Here is a 15,771-nt window from a genome sequence, read left to right on the forward strand (position 1 = left end):
CCCGGCGACGCGCCCCCGGCGGCCCGCGGCGTCAGTCTTCAGGAATCGAGATGGCCGTCTCAGGAATGTCGCGCTCAGGAAGATCCAACGGTGCGATTCAGACCTGGAACGGGGGTCTGGAGCATCGCGAGGCGCCAGGTCACGCCGCCCCGGAGAGCCACGATGACGGGGAGGCCATGGCGCGGCGGGCGAGCTGGCGCAGGTGTCCCGCAAAGGTCGGATGTGGTCCGGCGACCGGGTCGAGGGGCTCAGGCGTGATCCACGAGCTGGGACCGGGACAAACCTTTCGCACGCGCGCAGTGTGCGCAGCAGAAGAACCGTCCGTCGGCTTGCAGGCCGTGGCCGAGGATGCGGCACTGGCAGTTGATACAGGTCGGGGCGATTTTTTGGGCGGCGCACTCGATGCTGTCGAAGACGTGGACGGCCCCTCCCGCGGCACGCACCTCGAATGCCAGCTCGTAGTCGTTGTGGCAGACCTCGCACACGGCCATGGATGATCATTCCTTGCTGTGGGAATCGATGAGCTGGGGTGCCTGCACGTACGCCCGCGAAGGCGCGGCGCCCTGGACATTAGCGAAAGGGCGCACCGATCCTCCGGCAGCGCGTGGACTGCGACCCGACGGTTCTGCCGGAATCACTCCCATAGCCCAAGCGCCGTTGCCCCCGCCGCGCTGCGAGGCGGATTGAGGTCGCGGGCAGAGGTCTTTGCCTCGTCCGAGCGCAGCTCGGCGGGGTACCGAGCCCCCGGACCGTCCGCAAGTCGGCGGGCAGGGCCTTGAGCGGTCTGTCGGCTTCCGGTCAGGGGGTCGCCGCGGATACGACATATACGACAGGGTTCATCGGATCGGACATGTTGACGGTGATGTCCTGGGTGGGCCGCGGGTCCTTGTTGGTGTGCGTGGTGCCCGCCCACTCGACGCCGGGACCGAAGCTCCAGCCCGTGATCTTCTGGTCGCGGTCGCCGATGCTGACCTTGCCGGTCTCCAGGGCGGCGCGGCCGCTGCCCAGCCGACTCAGGAACCGGTCGAGCCCGGCGGACGTGGTACGGAACTCCACGTACAGCCGGCTGGCCTTCCAGTTGTTGGTCTCGTAGTACTGCACGTCCAGGGCGTTGCCGGGCATCGGCAGCTCGAAGATCCGGCGCTGCATCCGGGACGGCCAGCCCTCCCTGAGCCCTTGTGCGGAGGCCTCGGCCTCCTTGTTCTGGCCGGAGCGGCGGCTCTGCCCCGCGGAGATCAGCAGATAGCCGGCCGGAATGCCGATGAGCAGCACGATGATCGTCGCCGTGATCAGGCGGCGGCGGATCACCCGGCGCCGGTCCTGCGGCGGCTTGTCGTCGTCGGGCGGCGAGGACTGGCGCGGCAGGACGGGGTGCTCGGCTGCGGTCATGTCTGTGAAGATCCCTAGGAGGTGCGAGTGCTGCGCGTATTACGGATGGTGCTCGCGGCCTGGTCGTAGATCTGCGCGTACCGCTCGTACCGCTCGACGCGGCGACGATTGGTACGGCGGAATCTGCGGGCCACCAGCCGGGCCAGGTCGGCGGCGCCGACCATACCTGCCTCCGGGCCGAGCTGCGCCTTTGCGATGCGGGCCTCGGGGCGGTAGCCACGGCCGGTGAGGTGGCGCTTGAAGGCCTCCCTGGCGGGGCCGATCAAGAGGTCGTCGGCGGCGCTGACGCCGCCTCCGATGACGAAGCAGGAAGGGTCGAGCGCGGCGGCCAGATTGGCGATGCCGACGCCGAGCCACTGGCCGATGTCCTGGAGGAGTTCGACGCACATCGCATCGCCCTCGCGGGCCAGTTCGGTGATGAGGGGCCCGGTGATGTCGGGGATGTTCCCCTTGACCCGCTCGATGATGCCGTGCGCCACCGGGGAGTCGGCCGCGGCCAGCTCCTTGGCCTCGCGGACCAGGGCGTTGCCTGAGCTGTACTGCTCCCAGCAGCCACGGTTCCCGCAGGGGCAGCGGTGCCCGCCGGGCACCACCTGCATGTGGCCGAATTCACCGGCGACGCCGTACTTGCCGCGCTTGACCTGACCGTCCTCCAGGATCGCGCCACCGATGCCGGTACCGAGCGTGATCATGACGAGGTGGTCCTCGCCACGGCCCGCGCCGAAGCGCCACTCCGCCCAGGCGGCGGTGTTGGCGTCGTTGTCGACCATGACGGGGACGACGAGGCGGGAGGCGAGGGCGTCGCGCAGTGGTTCGTCGCGCCAGGCGAGGTGCGGGGCGAAGAGCACCTTGGAGCGGTCCGCGTCGACCCAGCCGGCCGCCCCGATGCCGACGGCGTGCACATCGTGCCGGTCGGAGAGGTCCAGGACCAGCTCGACGATGGTGTCCTCGACGACCTTGGGGCTCTTGGACTTGTCCGGCGTCTCGGTGCGCAGCTGCTCCAGGATGTTGCCGTCGGCGTCGACGACGCCGGCCATCACCTTCGTGCCCCCGATGTCGATGCCGACGGTGGGTACCCGCGGCGCCGTGAGGTGCGAGCGCCGCTCCCGGGTGCCTACGGTCCGCAGGACGGTGGCGCGGGCGGAGCCGCGGTGTGTGAAGTCGCGGTACGTGCTCATCGTCCCTGCGGGGTCTGGGGGGCCGGGGGCGGTGCTCCCGGCGGCGGACTGCGCCCGTCGGCCTCGATTCTGCCACTGCCGGGGCACCGCGGCTGGCGGACCGGGTTCTTGAGGGCCGGTACCGGCCCGGGACTACCGGGGGTCGTCGGCGACCGGGTGGCCGCCCAGATGGGTCGGACCCTGGGCCCGCTCCAGCTCGTGGCTGAGCTCCTCCAGCTCGCTGCCGCCCGCCATCTGGCGGGTCAGCTCGTCCAGAGTGATGCTCGCCTTGGTGTGGCTGCCGGACATGGCGCCCCGCTTGAGCAGGACGAACCGGTCACCGACCAGATACGCATGGTGCGGGTTGTGCGTGATGAGAACCACGCCGAGCCCCGCGTCGCGGGCGGCCGCGACGTACTTGAGGACGACCCCGGACTGCTTGACGCCGAGCGCGGCGGTGGGCTCGTCCAGGACCAGGACCTTGGCGCCGAAGTAGACGGCCCGCGCGATGGCGACGCACTGGCGCTCACCGCCGGAGAGCGTGCCGATCGGCTGGTCGACGTCGCGCAGGTCGATGCCCATGCGCAGCAGCTCGGAGCGGGTCGTCTCGCGCATCAGCCGCACATCGAGGCGCTTGAAGGGGCCCGCGCCGGTGGTCGGCTCGGAGCCGAGGAAGAAGTTCCGCCAGACCGGCATCAGGGGGACGACGGCCAGGTCCTGGTAGACCGTGGCGATGCCGCGGTCGAGGGCGTCGCGCGGGTTGGCGAGGGTGGTCTCCTCGCCCTCGATGAGGAAGGTCCCCGCGTCGTGCCGGTGCAGCCCCGCGATGATCTTGATCAGGGTGGACTTGCCGGCGCCGTTGTCACCGAGGACACAGGAGATCTCCCCCGCGTGCACCTCCAGCGAGACGTCCGTCAGGGCCTTGATGTTGCCGTAGAACTTGCTGACGTGATCCAGCTCGACGAGCGCCCGGTGGGACGTCTCCCGGTCGGCCGGTGCCTGGGGGGCCGTCATTTCGTCGCCTCCGCGCGCTTGCGTACCCATGCGTTGAGCAGGGTGGCCAGGAGCAGCATGGCTCCGAGGAAGAACTTGAACCAGTCCGGGTTCCACTCCGCGTACACGATGCCCTTGCTGGTCATGCCGAAGATGAAGGCACCGACCGCGGAGCCGATCGCGGAGCCGTAGCCGCCGGTGATCAGACAGCCACCGATGACGGCCGCGATGATGTAGATCAGCTCGTTGCCGACGCCCTCGCCGGACTGCACCACGTCGAACGAGAACAGCAGATGCTGCCCCGAGACCCAGGCGGCGAACGCGACCCCGAGGTAGAGCCCGATCCTGGTACGGATCACCGGGACGCCGACCGCGCGGGCCGCGTCGGCCTCGCCGCCGACCGCGAAGATCCAGTTGCCGAAGCGGGTTCGGAGCAGGATCCAGGTGGCGATCGCGACGAGCACGGCCCACCACAGAATGGTGACCTTCAGCTCGACGCCGCCGATGGTCCACTGCGAGGCGAAGACCTGCCGGGCCGATTCGAAGCCCTCCATGTCGGCGATGGACTTCGTCGACACGGTCCCGCTGATCAGCTTGGTGAAGCCCAGATTGAGGCCGGTCAGCATCAGGAACGTACCGAGCGTGATGATGAAGCTCGGCAGTTTGGTACGGGTCAGCATGAAGCCGTTGAACGCCCCGATGGCCAGCGTGACCAGCAGTGACACAAAGACGCCGACCCAGACGTTGGCCGTCATCTGATAGCTGAACATCGACGAGATCAGCGCGGAGCTGGTGACCAGCACACCGGCGGAGAGGTCGAACTCGCCGCCGATCATCAGCAGCGCCACGGGCGCGGCCATGATCCCGATGGTGGAGGCCGCGTACAGCACCGTGCCGAGGCTGGAGGCACGCAGGAAGCTTTCGGCGACGATCGAGAAGAAGATGAAGACCGCCGCGGCACCGACCACCGAGCCGAGCTCGGGGCGGCCGAGCAGCTTGCGCAGCGGCGAGGTGCGCAGCAGCCGCTCGTCGGCCCCGGCCGGGGCGGATGGCCCTGCAACCGTGCTCATCGGGTCCCCCGCTTCGTGTATTGCGCCAGCTCGGCGGCGTCCTTCGAGGTGATGATCTGCGGGCCGGTGAGGACCGGGCGTCCGCCGCCGAGCACATTGCCGTTGAAGCGGTACAGCCACAGCAGGTCCACGGCCTCGTACCCCTGGAGGTAGGGCTGCTGGTCGACCGCGAAGCCGAGGGTCTTGTCCTGGAGCGCCGTCGCGACCTTGGCGTTCAGGTCGAAGGTGTCGATCTCGGCCTTGCTGCCCGCGGTCTTCTTCGCCTTGACGGAGGCGTCCGCGAACGGCGCCCCGAGGGTGACGACCGCGTCGATGTTCTTGTCGGCCTGGAGCTTGGCCTCGATGGACGCCTGGACGTCGGGCATGTTGGTGCCTTCGACGTACAGGTTCTGCATCTGCCCGTCGAACGTCTTCTTCGCTCCGGCGCAGCGCTGCTCGTGGCCGACGTTGCCCTGCTCGTGCAGGATGCACAGGGCCTTCTTGCGGCCCCGCGCGTTGAGCTCGTCGCCCACGGCCTCACCCGCGATCGACTCGTCCTGGCCGATATGCGTGAGCGCGCCGAACTGCTTGGACTCCGCGGAGCCCGAATTCACCGTGATCACCGGGATACCGGCCTTGGTGGCCTTGGCGACGACGTCCTTCATCGCGTCGGGCTTGGCGAGTGTGACGATCAGCCCGTCGACCTTCTGGTCGATGGCGGCCTGGACGAGCTGGGCCTGCTGCTGCGCCTCGTCGTTGTGCGAGTACAGGAACTTGATGTTGTCCTTGACGGCCGCCTGCTCGGCGCCCCGCTGGACGATGTCCCAGAAGGTGTCGCCGTCGCCCGAGTGGGTGACCATGGCAAAGGTCCAGCGGGGCGTGTTCACCGCGGACCGGCCCTCGGCGGCGGCCTGGGCCGCGCGCTCCTCCGCCCGCTTGCCACCGGTGCTGCTGCATCCCACGAGGGAAGCCCCGAGCACCGCCGCAAGCACGGCGCCCATCGCACGTACCCCTGTCCGAACCCTTGCCACGACGCCGTGCCCTTCTTGTGCTGCTCGCTGTGCTGCTTGGTGGGGCCGGGGACGATTCACACCCTGCCCGGCTGGCCAAGTATCCCCGAGCCGCCGACGGCGCCGCCCGGCAGGGGCGGGGCACGTGTGTCGGCACCGGGTGTGCACAGCAGCGCGCGGGACCGTCATCGGGTGCCGCGCGCGGTGTATTCCTCCAGCTGCGGCACGTCGTCGGCGGTGACGATAGCCGGGCCGGTGAGCACCGGCTTTCCGCCGCCGATGACGTTTCCGTTGGTCTTGTTCAGCCACAGTTCGTCGATGGCGAGATAGCCCTGGAGGTAGGGCTGCTGGTCGACGGCGAAGCCGACCTCATCGGCCTTCAGCCGCTTGACGACCTCGGCGTTCAGATCGAATGTGTCGACCTCCGCCCTGCTGCCGGAGCCCTCCTTGGCCTTGACGGAGGCGGCGGCGAAGGGTGCGCCCAGGGTGACGATCGCGTCGATGCCCTTGTCGGCCTGGAGCTTCGCTTCGATCGAGGAGGTGGAGGCGGGCATGTTGGTGCCCTCCACGTTGAGGTTCTCGACGGTGCCCCTGAAGGTCTTGCGCACACCTGCACAGCGCTCCTCCAGCGACACATTGCCCTGCTCGTGGATGACGCAGACGGCCTTCTTGCGGCCCCGCGCGTTGAGCTCCTCGCCGACGGCCTCACCCGCGACCTTCTCGTCCTGCCCGATGTGCCCGAGCGCGCCGATCTCCTTGGAGAACTGCGCGCCCGAGTTGATGGTCACGACGGGTATGCCGGCCTTCACGGCCTTGGCGACGACGTCCTTGACCGCTTCCGGCTTGGCGAGCGTGACAATGATGCCGTCGACCTTCTGGTCGATGGCGGCCTGGACGAGCTGGGCCTGTTCCTTGCCCTCCTTGTTCGCCGAGTACAGGAACTCGACGTTGTCCTTGGCCGCCGCCTGCTTCGCGCCGCTCTGCACGATGTCCCAGAAGGTGTCGCCCTCCCCGGAATGCGTGACCATCGCGATCTTCATCCGGGGAGTCGAGACAGCCTTGCCCCCGCCGCCACTTGCGTCCTGGGGCTTCTCCTCGGTGCTCTTGCCTCCGGAGCTGCTGCATCCGGTGACGGTGAGGCCGATGCCGATGGCGGCCGTGGCGATCAGGATTGCCGACTTGCGAAAGCTGCGCATCGTGGGTCCGCCCTCTCTCCCCGCCGCCCGAATGCGGCTGGCGGCAGTTCTAGCGGTGGGCGCCTTCGACGTCAACGGGCCCCGTGGCCGTCGTCAACGTACGAGCAGCTGGAAATCGAAGGAGTAGCGCGAGGCCCGGTAGATGTGGGAGCCGAACTCGACGGCCCGCCCGGTGTCGTCGAAGGTGGTGCGCTCCATCGTCAGCAGCGCGGCCCCCTCGGCCTCGGCGAGTGAGGCCGCCTCGTCGGCGGTGGCGAGCCGGGCACCGACGGTCTGGCGGGCGCTGTGCAGGGTGATGCCCGCGCCACGCATCATCCGGTAGAGGCCGGTGGTTTCCAGCCGTTCGGTGCCCAGGTCGACGATCCCGAGGGGCAGGTGGTTGCGCAGGAATGCCAGCGGTTCGTCGTGCGCGTACCGCAGCCGCTCGACGAGGTGTACGTCGGTGCCCTCCGCGACTGCGAGTGCGTCGGCGACCGAGGCGTCGGCGGGCTCGACGGTGTTGCGCAGGACACGGGTCGTGGGGTGCCCGCCCGCGGCCTCCAGGTCGTCGTACAGGCTGCTCAGTTCGAGTGGGCGCCTGACCCTGCTGTGCACGACCTGGGTGCCGACGCCGCGGCGACGGACCATCAGCCCCTTGTCGACCAGTGACTGGATGGCCTGGCGGACGGTGGGCCGGGACAGGCCGAGCCGGGCCGCGAGTTCGATCTCGTTGCCGAGGAGGCTGCCGGGGGCGAGCCGGCCCTGCTCGATGGCCGCTTCCAGCTGCTGGGCGAGCTGGTAGTAGAGGGGAACCGGACTGGATCGGTCGACGCCGAGTTCGAGTGCGGCCGGGTCGGCGGTGGGTTTGGGCACGCGTGGAGGGTATCCCCCACGTCAGAACCTCCGGTAGTCAGGTCGTTCTGTTGTCCGGACAGCATGAACACCGAACAAACCCTCACTTTGTCAGGACATATAGTTGACAGAGCAGTCGGTGGGCGGCACGTTGGGTCCATGCGTATCGGACTCATCGGCACCGGCCGGATCGGTTCCTTCCACGCGGGCGTGCTGGCCCGCCATCCCGAGGTGGACGCCCTGGTGGTGACGGACACCGACCGGGCTCGGGCCTCCGAGGTCGCGGACCGCGTCGGCGCGACGGCCGCGGACAGCGCCGCCGAGATGTTCGGCACGGGGGTGGACGCCGTGGTGATCGCCTCGGCCACTTCGGCGCACGCGGAACTGATCGGGCGGGCCGCACGCGCGGGACTGCCCGCGTTCTGCGAGAAACCGATCGCACTGGACCTGTCGGGGACACTGAGCGCGCTGTGCGAGGTCGACCGGGCGGGGAGCGTCCTCCAGCTGGGCTTCATGCGCAGGTTCGACGCGGGGTACGGAGCGGCGCGCGCCGCCGTGCGGGCAGGGGCGCTGGGCAGGCTGCACACCGTACGGGCGATGACCATGGACCCCGCACCGCCGCCCGCCGCGTATCTGCCGCTCTCCGGGGGGCTGTACCGGGACTGTCTGGTCCATGACTTCGACATGCTGCGGTGGGTGACGGGCCGCGAGGTCACCGAGGTGTATGCCACCGGATCGGATGCCGGGCCCGAGATGTTCCGGGCGGCCGACGACGTCGACACGGCGGCGGCCCTGCTGACCCTCGACGACGGCACTCTGGCCACGGCGACGGCCACCCGCTGCAACGGCGCCGGTTATGACGTACGGATGGAACTGGCGGGCGAACTGGACCAGATCACGGTCGGCCTGGACGACCGGACACCGGTCACCTCGGCGGAGCCGCAGGGCCCCGCCGCACCGTGCAGCCCCTGGCCGGGCTTCCTGGAGCGGTTCGCCCCGGCGTACGAGGCGGAACTGGACGCGTTCGTACGGGTGGTGCGGGGCGAGCTGCCCAATCCGTGCGACGGGCGGGAAGCGTGGTACGCGCTGCTGATCGCGGAGGCGTGCGAGGTGTCCCGCCGGGAGCGGCGCCCCGTGCTGATCGCGGAGATCGCCGACGCAGCAGCCGTCCGGTCCGGCGCTCGCGCCGCGGGATGAACTGCCGCCGGCCGAGCGCCGGCGGCGCGGTCAAGGCACTTCAGGACGGTGCGGCGGACAGTACGGTCCCCTGGGCGACCGCGCAGAGGGCCTTCGCCCCGTCCTCCCCCGCGGTGAACAGCTCGCAGCGGACCACGGCCTGACGGCGGCCGGTGTGCACGACATCGGCGTGGGCGATGAGCGTGCGGCCGGTGGCGGGCCGTATGTACTGGATGGAGAAACCGCCGGTCAGCACGGCCGGGCCGAGGGTCGTCCCGGCGGCGAAGGTGATCGAGTTGTCGGCGGCGTAGGCCAGGACTCCGCCGTGCAGAAAGCCGTTCTGCTGCTGGAGTTCCTGACGGATGTCCACTTCGAGTGTGGCGGCGCCGTCCCCGAAGGCGGTGATCCGCGCCCCGACGAGCCCGCTGAACGGCTGGCTGTCGAGGACCTTCTGCGCCATCTGCAAATCAAGTCCGGTCATGACAGAACTTCTTACCTCACCAGCGGACGGGCAGCTCGCGGACCCCACGGATCAGCATCCCCGGGAGCCAGTCCGGCTCCCCGGCATCCGCGTCCAGTGCGAGACGAGGGCACCGCTCCAGCAGCGTACGAATCGCGATCCGGCCCTCCATCCGGGCCAGCGGCGCACCCAGACAGAAATGCAGGCCGTGCCCGAACGCCAGATGGCCCTGGGCGTCGCGGCGGATGTCGAAGCGGTCCGGTTCCGGGTAGCGGCCGGGGTCGCGGTCGGCGCCCGCCAGGGAGATCAGAACCGGCTCGCCCGCCGGAATGACCCTCTGCCCGATCTCGACCGGTTCACGGGGGAAGCGGAACGTGGCGGTCTCCACCGGTCCGTCATAGCGCAGCATCTCCTCGACCGCGCCGTCGATCAGGCCGAAGTCCGCGCGAAGTGCGGCCAGTTGGTCCGGGTGCTGAAGCAATGCCCGTACCCCGTTGGAGATCAGGTTGACCGTGGTCTCATGGCCGGCGACGAGCAGCAGGAAGGCCATGCCCACGAGCTCGTCGGGCGACAGCCCGTCCCCCTCCTCGTCACGTGTCCTGACCAGGGCGCTCATCAGGTCGTCACCCGGCGAGCACCGCTTGTCCTCGATGAGCTCGGCGAGGTACACGCCCATGGCGGCCACCGCCTCGCGCTCCTGCTCCGGCGTGGACGGGGTGACGACGTCGTTCGACAGTTTGCGGAAGGTGTTCCGGTCCAGGTCCGGCACACCGATCAGTTCGCAGATGACGGTCATCGGCAGCGGGAAGGCGAGCGCGTCCACGAGATCGGCGCGCCCGGCGGGCACCATCGCGTCGAGGAGCTCGTCGGTGATCTGCTGGACGCGCGGGCGCAGGGCCTCGACCCGGCGTGCGGTGAACTCCCGGGTGACGAGCTTGCGCAGCCGGGTGTGATGGGGTGCGTCCAGCTCCAGCATGTTGGCGAAGATCGGATCGCTCCCCTCGGGCCGGTCCACCAGCCCCTGCCACTCCTTGCCGAACCGCTGGTCGGCGAGGGCTGCGCGGCCCTCGCCGTACCCGACCACGAGCCAGATCCGCTCGAATTCGTCGGTACGGATGGTGTGCACGGGACCCGCGGCGCGCAGCTTCTCGTAGTACGGATAGGGATTCGCGGTGAAGTCCTTGACCCCGCGCAGATCGACATCGACGTGGCTGCTGGCATCGGACATGGGATCGCCCCTCCCGGTCTGGTCGGCTCGATCGCTCGCGATCGACCGGTTCAGCCTATGCCGCCGGGCCTGCACCGTCGTCGTCCAGCAGGCCCGCATCGTGCACCAACAGCGCGATCTGGACACGGTTGTTGAAATCGAATTTGGCCAGGATCCGGGACACCTGGGTCTTCACGGTCGCCACGCTCAGATGGAGCGTGGCGGCGATCTCGGCGTTGGAGCGGCCGCGTCCGACGGCGATCGCGACCTCGCGTTCCCGGTCGGCGAGCGTGGCGATCCGCCGTCGTGCCCGGTCGGCGCGGTCCACCCGGCCGTCCCGGCCGCCGCCGGGCCCGGTCTCGGCGGCGCGGGCCATGAGCCTGCGGGTCACCGCCGGCGACAGCACCGGATCACCGGCCGCCACCCGCCGCACCGAGTCGACGATCCGGTCCGGAGGGGTTGCGAGCTGCTGTCGGTTTGCTGAGTTGAAATGCGTTGTAGTGAGTGGGAGTGAGTCCTGTCGGTGGGTGCGTGGTGGTGGGAACGGGGGTTCTGGGGCCGAATGGGTGACCTTGGCGGTTGCTGCTCGTTGGGCTGGGTGGCAGGTTTCCAGTCTTGGGGAGGGGGTGTTGTGGTGGGTGGATTGCGGGAGTTGGCGGCGCCGTTCGTGGTGCCCGGGCCGTGCGGGGTGGCGATCCGGGACCGCCTCAAGCACCTCACGCCCCAGGACGAGAACGTGCTCCGCCTGGTCGGTGAGCATCAGGGGGCGCTCGCTTCCCGTGATCTCAGGGCCCGTTGTGCGGACGGTCTGGAGCACGGTGCGGACAGTTGGGCGTCGCGTAAGCGGGACCTGACGGCACAGTCGTCGTCGCGGATCGCGGGTGCGATTACCAAGGCCACGCACGATCAGTGGGCGCTTGCGCGCCGTTGCCAGGCCGCGCACATCCAGACGCTGGAGGCCGGGATCAGGACGCTGCGGCACCGCCTGTCCCTCCCGATCGGTGAGCGAGGAACGAAGCGGGTTGCGGGCGGCTACCGCTCCAGGGGTGAGTGGTTTCGCAAGTCCCGTCGCCTCGCTGCACTGGAGGCACGCCATGCGGCCGTTGTCGCCGACCGGCAAGCCGGACGGGTGAGTGTGGTGCGCGGCGGCAGACGTCTCCTGAACACCCGCCACCACCTCGCCGACGCCCGGCTCACCGAAGAGCAGTGGCGGGAACGCTGGGAGGCGGAGCGCTGGTTCATCGCTGCTGATGGTGAGTCGGGGAAGAGGTTCGGGAACGAGACCATCCGCGTCACCCCGGATGGCGAAGTGTCCATCAAGCTGCCCGCCCCGCTCGCACACCTGGCCAATGCCCGGCACGGCCGGTACATCCTCGCCACCCGTATCGGGTTCGCGCACCGGGGCCAGGAGTGGGCCGACCGCGTCACCACGAACCGGGCTGTCGCCTACCGAATCCACCTCGACGTGGACCGTCGCCGCTGGTACCTCACCGCATCCTGGCAACGCCCCATCGTCAAGACCATCCCATTGGAGGCCGCCCGCGCCCTCGGTGTGATCGGCGTCGACACCAACGCCGACCACTTCGCCGCCTACCACCTCGACCCACACGGCAACCCCATCGGCGACCCGCACCGCTTCGGCTACGACCTGTCCGGCACCGCCACGCACCGCGACGCCCAGATTCGCCACGCACTGACCCGCCTCATCAACTGGGCCAAGCACGTCGGGGTCGCCGCAATCGGCATCGAAGACCTCGACTTCACCGCCGAGAAGACCCATGAGAAACATGGCCGCAAAAAGCGGTTCCGGCAGCTGATCTCCGGCATCCCGACCGGCAAACTCAAGGCCCGGCTCGTTTCCATGGCAGCCGAACAGGGCCTGAGCATTGTCGCGGTCGACCCCGCCTACACCTCCCTGTGGGGTGCCCAGCACTGGCAGAAGCCACTGGCCACCCCGCACCGCAGAATGTCCCGTCATGATGCCGCCGGCATCGCGATCGGACGACGCGCCCTCGGGCACCGGGTCCGGCGTCGGACGGCACCGCCCCCACACGACCGGAGTGATCGTGCGGGGCATCGGACCGTCCAGGTCGGGTTCGGCACCCCGGGGCGTGAGGGAACCCGCCCACCCGCAACGGATCACGCCCCTGGAGGCGTGCCGCCGAACGGGACGAGAAAGCGGGAACCCAGCGCATCCAACACCGTTCGGGATGCGCCCAGTACACATCAGTGGGTCCAGGACTCACTCATGCGCACTGGTTAGGAACGGTCGGGGCGGTCATGACGCCAACCGTGGTCAGGTCCGGACACCGGATGCGCCGGGAATCCTTGCGTCCGCCCCGGACCGTCCGGCGATCAGGGCGACCACGGCAGCCAGGCCCAGATGCCGAAGCCCCCGTCCGGCTTCGGACCGTGGTCGAGGCGGCCGCCGGCTTCCTGGCTCTCCACGGCGGGAATGATGCGCGAACGCTGTGGAGACCTCGACGGCTCGCACGCGGAACGATCACCGTACCGGGCAGTGCCCGGCCCGGGGAATACCCGTCCCATCCGTCCTCCCGTGCTTCGCCGTCGGTGTCAGCGGCGCGTCAGCTCCATGATCCAGTTGGTCAGCCAGCTCTCGCCGTCGTCCAAGGAGAACGCCTGCTCCCAGCGGGCCGACTCCGCGGTGATCCCCGACCAGATGAATCGCACCCGGACCTGCTTTCCGTCGTACGTGTCGTCTCCGTGGAACTCGCCCCGGCCGTCCTCGAACCGGCCCACGACCGGCGGGAACAGCGCTCCGGTGCGGCTGCTCGACCAGTACAGGGACCACTGCTCCCGCTCGGGGTCGTACAGCCGCAGGGTGAGCCCGCAGTGCCCCTGCTCCAGGAAGTCGATCTCGTCGAAGCTCGCCCCGCCGTCGAAGTGACGCGAGGCGTGACTGACGGCGGGGAACTCCTCCCACGCACTCGTCTCGTCGAGGAAGTCGGTCCGCCGGCGGTTGGTGACGTCCCACGTGCCGGCGAGGAAGTCGAAGTCGTTCACGAGAGGTCTCCTGCGGTTCGTCGGAAAGGGTCGGTGGAAGAAGGCCGGCGGGAGGGGCAGCGGCTACCCCTCCTCGTCCCGGAAATCGATCCCGGCCGGGTCTTCCTCCAAGGCCATGGCTGGACCGTAGACGGACTTCACTGACACCTTGTGTCAGTGAAGTCCAGCCGACTCCTCTCGATCGTCCTGCTGCTCCAGACCCGGGGCCGAATGACCGCCGCACAGCTCGCGGCGGAGCTGGCGGTGTCCGTGCGGACCGTCTACCGCGACATCGAATCGCTGCACGCGGCGGGCGTTCCGATGTACGGGGATGCCGGGCACTGTGGCGGCTACCATCTGCTCGCGGGCTACCGCACGCGGCTGACCGGGCTCAGCGCGGGCGAGGCGGAGGCCCTCTTCCTGTCCGGCATCCCCGGGCCCGCGGCGGATCTCGGTCTCGGCGCGCCCCTGGCGGCGGCCCAGCTCAAACTGCGCGCGGCGCTGCCGCCCGAACTGCGCGAGCAGGCCGACCGGATGCGCGCCCGCTTCCATCTCGATGCGCCCGGCTGGTACGCGCAGGACGAGGAGACCCCGTACCTCCAGCAGGTCGCCGACGCGGTGTGGCACAGCCGGGTCCTCGACGTCCGCTATCGCCGCTGGCAGCAGCCGACCGATGTCGACCGGCGGCTGGAGCCGTACGGGCTGGTACTCAAGGCAGGACGCTGGTACGTCGTCGCCGGGCCGGGACCGCGTACGTACCGGGTCGACCAGATCCTCCGGCTCACCGTCCTCGACGAGAAGTTCACCCCTCCCGAGAACTTCGACCTTGCCGGACACTGGGAGCGCCATCAGGCGGACTTCCACGCCCGCCTCCATCAGGCGGAGGCACTGGTACGCATCGCACCGCACGCCGCGTCACGCCTCATGGGGGCGGCGGCCCGGGCGCTGGCCGACAGCGGAACGCCGGATCCGGACGGCTGGATCCGCGCGGTGCTGCCCGTCGAGTCACTCGACCATGCCCACGGCGTGTTCCTGGCCCTGGGCGAGGATGTCGAGGTACTGGGCCCACCCGAATTGAGGGCCGCGCTCGCCGCGACAGTACGCGCGCTGGCGATGCGCTACGCCTCCGGCTGAGGGGCAGAACGGCGGACGCCGCGCCGCACGGGACGCCCCCGCTCCCGGGTGCATCGGGGTGGGCGTCCGATTCCCGCCGGTTTCCGCCGCGCAGAAGATCTTTCCTTGTCCATGTCGAAAGACCCGGGCGTCGAAAGACACGGGCGTCGCAGGACCCGACGCCGCGCAGGACCCGGCCTCACGGACCAGGAGACCCACCATGACCATGACCAGCACCACCACGACCACCGGCTCGGACAGGGCCGCACTCGTCACCGGCGGCAGCCGGGGCATCGGTGCCGCGACCGCCCTGCGGCTGGCCCGGGACGGCGCCGATGTGGCGCTGACATACGTACGGGACGAGGACGGCGCACAGGCGGTCGTCAAGAAGATCCAGTCGTACGGCCGTCGCGGAATCGCGCTGCGCGCCGACTCGGCCGACCCGGATGCCGCCCCGGCGGCCGTGCGCCGTGCCGCTGACGCGCTCGGCCGGCTCGACATCCTGGTCAACAACGCGGGCATCGGCGTCCTCGGCCCCATCGAAACCCTCACCCCCGCCGACGTCGACCGGGTGCTCGCGGTCAACGTACGGGCGGTCTTCCTGGCCTGCCGCGCGGCGGCAGGGCTGATGGGGGACGGCGGCCGCATCATCTCCCTCGGCACGGCCCTCAGCCGGCACGCGGGCGGTCCCGGCTCCACCCTCTACACGATGAGCAAGTCGGCGCTGGCCGGCCTGACCAAGCCGCTCGCCCGCGAACTCGGCCCGCGCGGCATCACCGTCAACCTGGTCCAGCCGGGTCCGGTCGACACGGACCTCAACCCGGCCGACGGCCCGCTCGCCGCCGGACAGCTGTCCGCGACCGCATTGGACCGGTTCGGCACCGCGGACGAAGTGGCTTCCCTGATCGCCTACTTGGCCAGTGCCGAGGCGGCGTACATCACGGGTACGGAGGTGACGGTGGACGGGGGCCACACCGCTTGACCCGGCTTCGCAGTGGCAACCCGCCGGCCGGTCTCCCGGCCCTCGGCCTGATCCGGCGGGGCTACGGCCATGACCGGGGCGACGAGGCCGTCACCCAACTGCGCAGGGCTCGTCGGGCTGCGGGCCGGACTCACCCGCACGGTCCATGTCTCGCGCCCCGGTCCGTCCTACCGTGGCCAGTAAGGTTTCCGAACGAAAAGGGAGA

General features: G+C 69.8%; 15 protein-coding genes and 1 pseudogene. 4 read left to right on the forward strand and 12 right to left on the reverse strand.

What is annotated here, in order from left to right; translation table 11 throughout:
- Positions 1 to 248: 248 nt before the first annotated feature.
- The 8 genes from NRF20_RS09610 to NRF20_RS09645 all read right to left on the reverse strand — a co-directional run bounded on the left by NRF20_RS09610 (position 249) and on the right by NRF20_RS09645 (position 7,646).
- Positions 249 to 491 carry a hypothetical protein gene (locus NRF20_RS09610; RefSeq protein ID WP_398634487.1) on the reverse strand — a complete coding sequence of 81 codons (243 nt, stop codon included), beginning with the start codon at positions 489 to 491 and terminating at the stop codon, positions 249 to 251.
- 307 nt (positions 492 to 798) lie between these two features.
- The gene (locus NRF20_RS09615) at positions 799 to 1,389 is read right to left on the reverse strand and encodes a hypothetical protein (protein ID WP_398634488.1); all 591 of its coding nucleotides are present in this window, start codon (positions 1,387 to 1,389) and stop codon (positions 799 to 801) included.
- 14 nt (positions 1,390 to 1,403) lie between these two features.
- A complete protein-coding gene (locus NRF20_RS09620) occupies positions 1,404 to 2,567 on the reverse strand; it encodes an ROK family glucokinase (RefSeq protein WP_266356528.1) in 1,164 nt (387 codons plus the stop codon).
- Positions 2,568 to 2,699: 132 nt separating this feature from the next.
- Complete coding sequence (locus tag NRF20_RS09625) at positions 2,700 to 3,560, reverse strand: ATP-binding cassette domain-containing protein (RefSeq protein ID WP_413752403.1); 861 nt, start codon at positions 3,558 to 3,560, stop codon at positions 2,700 to 2,702.
- On the reverse strand, positions 3,557 to 4,609 hold the full coding sequence (locus NRF20_RS09630; protein WP_266356531.1) for an ABC transporter permease: 1,053 nt from the start codon (positions 4,607 to 4,609) through the stop codon (positions 3,557 to 3,559). Before NRF20_RS09630 ends, NRF20_RS09625 begins: the two co-directional genes overlap by 4 nt.
- Complete coding sequence (locus NRF20_RS09635; protein ID WP_413752404.1) at positions 4,606 to 5,589, reverse strand: sugar ABC transporter substrate-binding protein; 984 nt, start codon at positions 5,587 to 5,589, stop codon at positions 4,606 to 4,608. The genes NRF20_RS09630 and NRF20_RS09635 overlap by 4 nt, the downstream gene beginning before the upstream one ends.
- 194 nt (positions 5,590 to 5,783) lie before the next feature.
- Positions 5,784 to 6,794, reverse strand: a complete 1,011-nt coding sequence (locus NRF20_RS09640; RefSeq protein ID WP_398634491.1) for a sugar ABC transporter substrate-binding protein — start codon at positions 6,792 to 6,794, stop codon at positions 5,784 to 5,786.
- Between the two features lie 93 nt (positions 6,795 to 6,887).
- Positions 6,888 to 7,646, reverse strand: coding sequence for a GntR family transcriptional regulator (locus NRF20_RS09645; RefSeq protein WP_398634492.1), 759 nt, complete (start codon positions 7,644 to 7,646; stop codon positions 6,888 to 6,890).
- Between the two features lie 138 nt (positions 7,647 to 7,784).
- Between NRF20_RS09645 and NRF20_RS09650 the strand changes: the two genes are divergently transcribed.
- Complete coding sequence (locus NRF20_RS09650) at positions 7,785 to 8,822, forward strand: Gfo/Idh/MocA family oxidoreductase (RefSeq protein WP_398634493.1); 1,038 nt, start codon at positions 7,785 to 7,787, stop codon at positions 8,820 to 8,822.
- 40 nt (positions 8,823 to 8,862) lie between these two features.
- Here the strand turns inward: NRF20_RS09650 and NRF20_RS09655 are convergent, their stop codons facing one another.
- The 3 genes and pseudogenes from NRF20_RS09655 to NRF20_RS09665 all read right to left on the reverse strand — a co-directional run.
- The gene (locus NRF20_RS09655; RefSeq protein ID WP_266356539.1) at positions 8,863 to 9,282 is read right to left on the reverse strand and encodes a PaaI family thioesterase; all 420 of its coding nucleotides are present in this window, start codon (positions 9,280 to 9,282) and stop codon (positions 8,863 to 8,865) included.
- A gap of 16 nt (positions 9,283 to 9,298) precedes the next feature.
- Complete coding sequence (locus NRF20_RS09660) at positions 9,299 to 10,489, reverse strand: cytochrome P450 family protein (RefSeq protein ID WP_413752405.1); 1,191 nt, start codon at positions 10,487 to 10,489, stop codon at positions 9,299 to 9,301.
- A gap of 55 nt (positions 10,490 to 10,544) precedes the next feature.
- A pseudogene (locus NRF20_RS09665) lies at positions 10,545 to 10,928 on the reverse strand (response regulator transcription factor); the annotation flags it as partial.
- A 174-nt stretch (positions 10,929 to 11,102) separates the two neighbouring features.
- On the opposite strand from NRF20_RS09665, the gene NRF20_RS09670 reads away from it, so the two are divergent.
- Positions 11,103 to 12,731, forward strand: a complete 1,629-nt coding sequence (locus NRF20_RS09670; protein ID WP_413754553.1) for an IS200/IS605 family accessory protein TnpB-related protein — start codon at positions 11,103 to 11,105, stop codon at positions 12,729 to 12,731.
- A 311-nt stretch (positions 12,732 to 13,042) separates the two neighbouring features.
- Here NRF20_RS09670 and NRF20_RS09675 read toward each other — a convergent pair whose 3' ends face one another.
- Entirely contained in the window at positions 13,043 to 13,492 is a 450-nt protein-coding gene (locus tag NRF20_RS09675) for a hypothetical protein (RefSeq protein WP_398634495.1), read from the reverse strand.
- Positions 13,493 to 13,648: 156 nt separating this feature from the next.
- Between NRF20_RS09675 and NRF20_RS09680 the strand changes: the two genes are divergently transcribed.
- Positions 13,649 to 14,605 carry a helix-turn-helix transcriptional regulator gene (locus tag NRF20_RS09680; RefSeq protein ID WP_413752407.1) on the forward strand — a complete coding sequence of 319 codons (957 nt, stop codon included), beginning with the start codon at positions 13,649 to 13,651 and terminating at the stop codon, positions 14,603 to 14,605.
- Between the two features lie 205 nt (positions 14,606 to 14,810).
- Positions 14,811 to 15,566, forward strand: a complete 756-nt coding sequence (locus NRF20_RS09685) for an SDR family NAD(P)-dependent oxidoreductase (protein ID WP_398634500.1) — start codon at positions 14,811 to 14,813, stop codon at positions 15,564 to 15,566.
- Positions 15,567 to 15,771: the final 205 nt, after the last annotated feature.

This window comes from Streptomyces sp. R-74717, assembly GCF_047305335.1.
Classification (GTDB): Bacteria; Actinomycetota; Actinomycetes; order Streptomycetales; family Streptomycetaceae; genus Streptomyces; species Streptomyces atratus.

What these genes read in the sequence shown, in the direction of transcription:
- NRF20_RS09610 (WP_398634487.1), bottom strand. Translation starts at nt 491, where the DNA reads ATGGCCGTGTGCGAGGTCTGCCACAACGACTACGAGCTGGCATTCGAG.
- NRF20_RS09615 (WP_398634488.1), bottom strand. Translation starts at nt 1,389, where the DNA reads ATGACCGCAGCCGAGCACCCCGTCCTGCCGCGCCAGTCCTCGCCGCCC.
- NRF20_RS09620 (WP_266356528.1), bottom strand. Translation starts at nt 2,567, where the DNA reads ATGAGCACGTACCGCGACTTCACACACCGCGGCTCCGCCCGCGCCACC.
- NRF20_RS09625 (WP_413752403.1), bottom strand. Translation starts at nt 3,560, where the DNA reads ATGACGGCCCCCCAGGCACCGGCCGACCGGGAGACGTCCCACCGGGCG.
- NRF20_RS09630 (WP_266356531.1), bottom strand. Translation starts at nt 4,609, where the DNA reads ATGAGCACGGTTGCAGGGCCATCCGCCCCGGCCGGGGCCGACGAGCGG.
- NRF20_RS09635 (WP_413752404.1), bottom strand. Translation starts at nt 5,589, where the DNA reads ATGGGCGCCGTGCTTGCGGCGGTGCTCGGGGCTTCCCTCGTGGGATGC.
- NRF20_RS09640 (WP_398634491.1), bottom strand. Translation starts at nt 6,794, where the DNA reads ATGCGCAGCTTTCGCAAGTCGGCAATCCTGATCGCCACGGCCGCCATC.
- NRF20_RS09650 (WP_398634493.1), top strand. Translation starts at nt 7,785, where the DNA reads ATGCGTATCGGACTCATCGGCACCGGCCGGATCGGTTCCTTCCACGCG.
- NRF20_RS09655 (WP_266356539.1), bottom strand. Translation starts at nt 9,282, where the DNA reads ATGACCGGACTTGATTTGCAGATGGCGCAGAAGGTCCTCGACAGCCAG.
- NRF20_RS09660 (WP_413752405.1), bottom strand. Translation starts at nt 10,489, where the DNA reads ATGTCCGATGCCAGCAGCCACGTCGATGTCGATCTGCGCGGGGTCAAG.
- NRF20_RS09685 (WP_398634500.1), top strand. Translation starts at nt 14,811, where the DNA reads ATGACCAGCACCACCACGACCACCGGCTCGGACAGGGCCGCACTCGTC.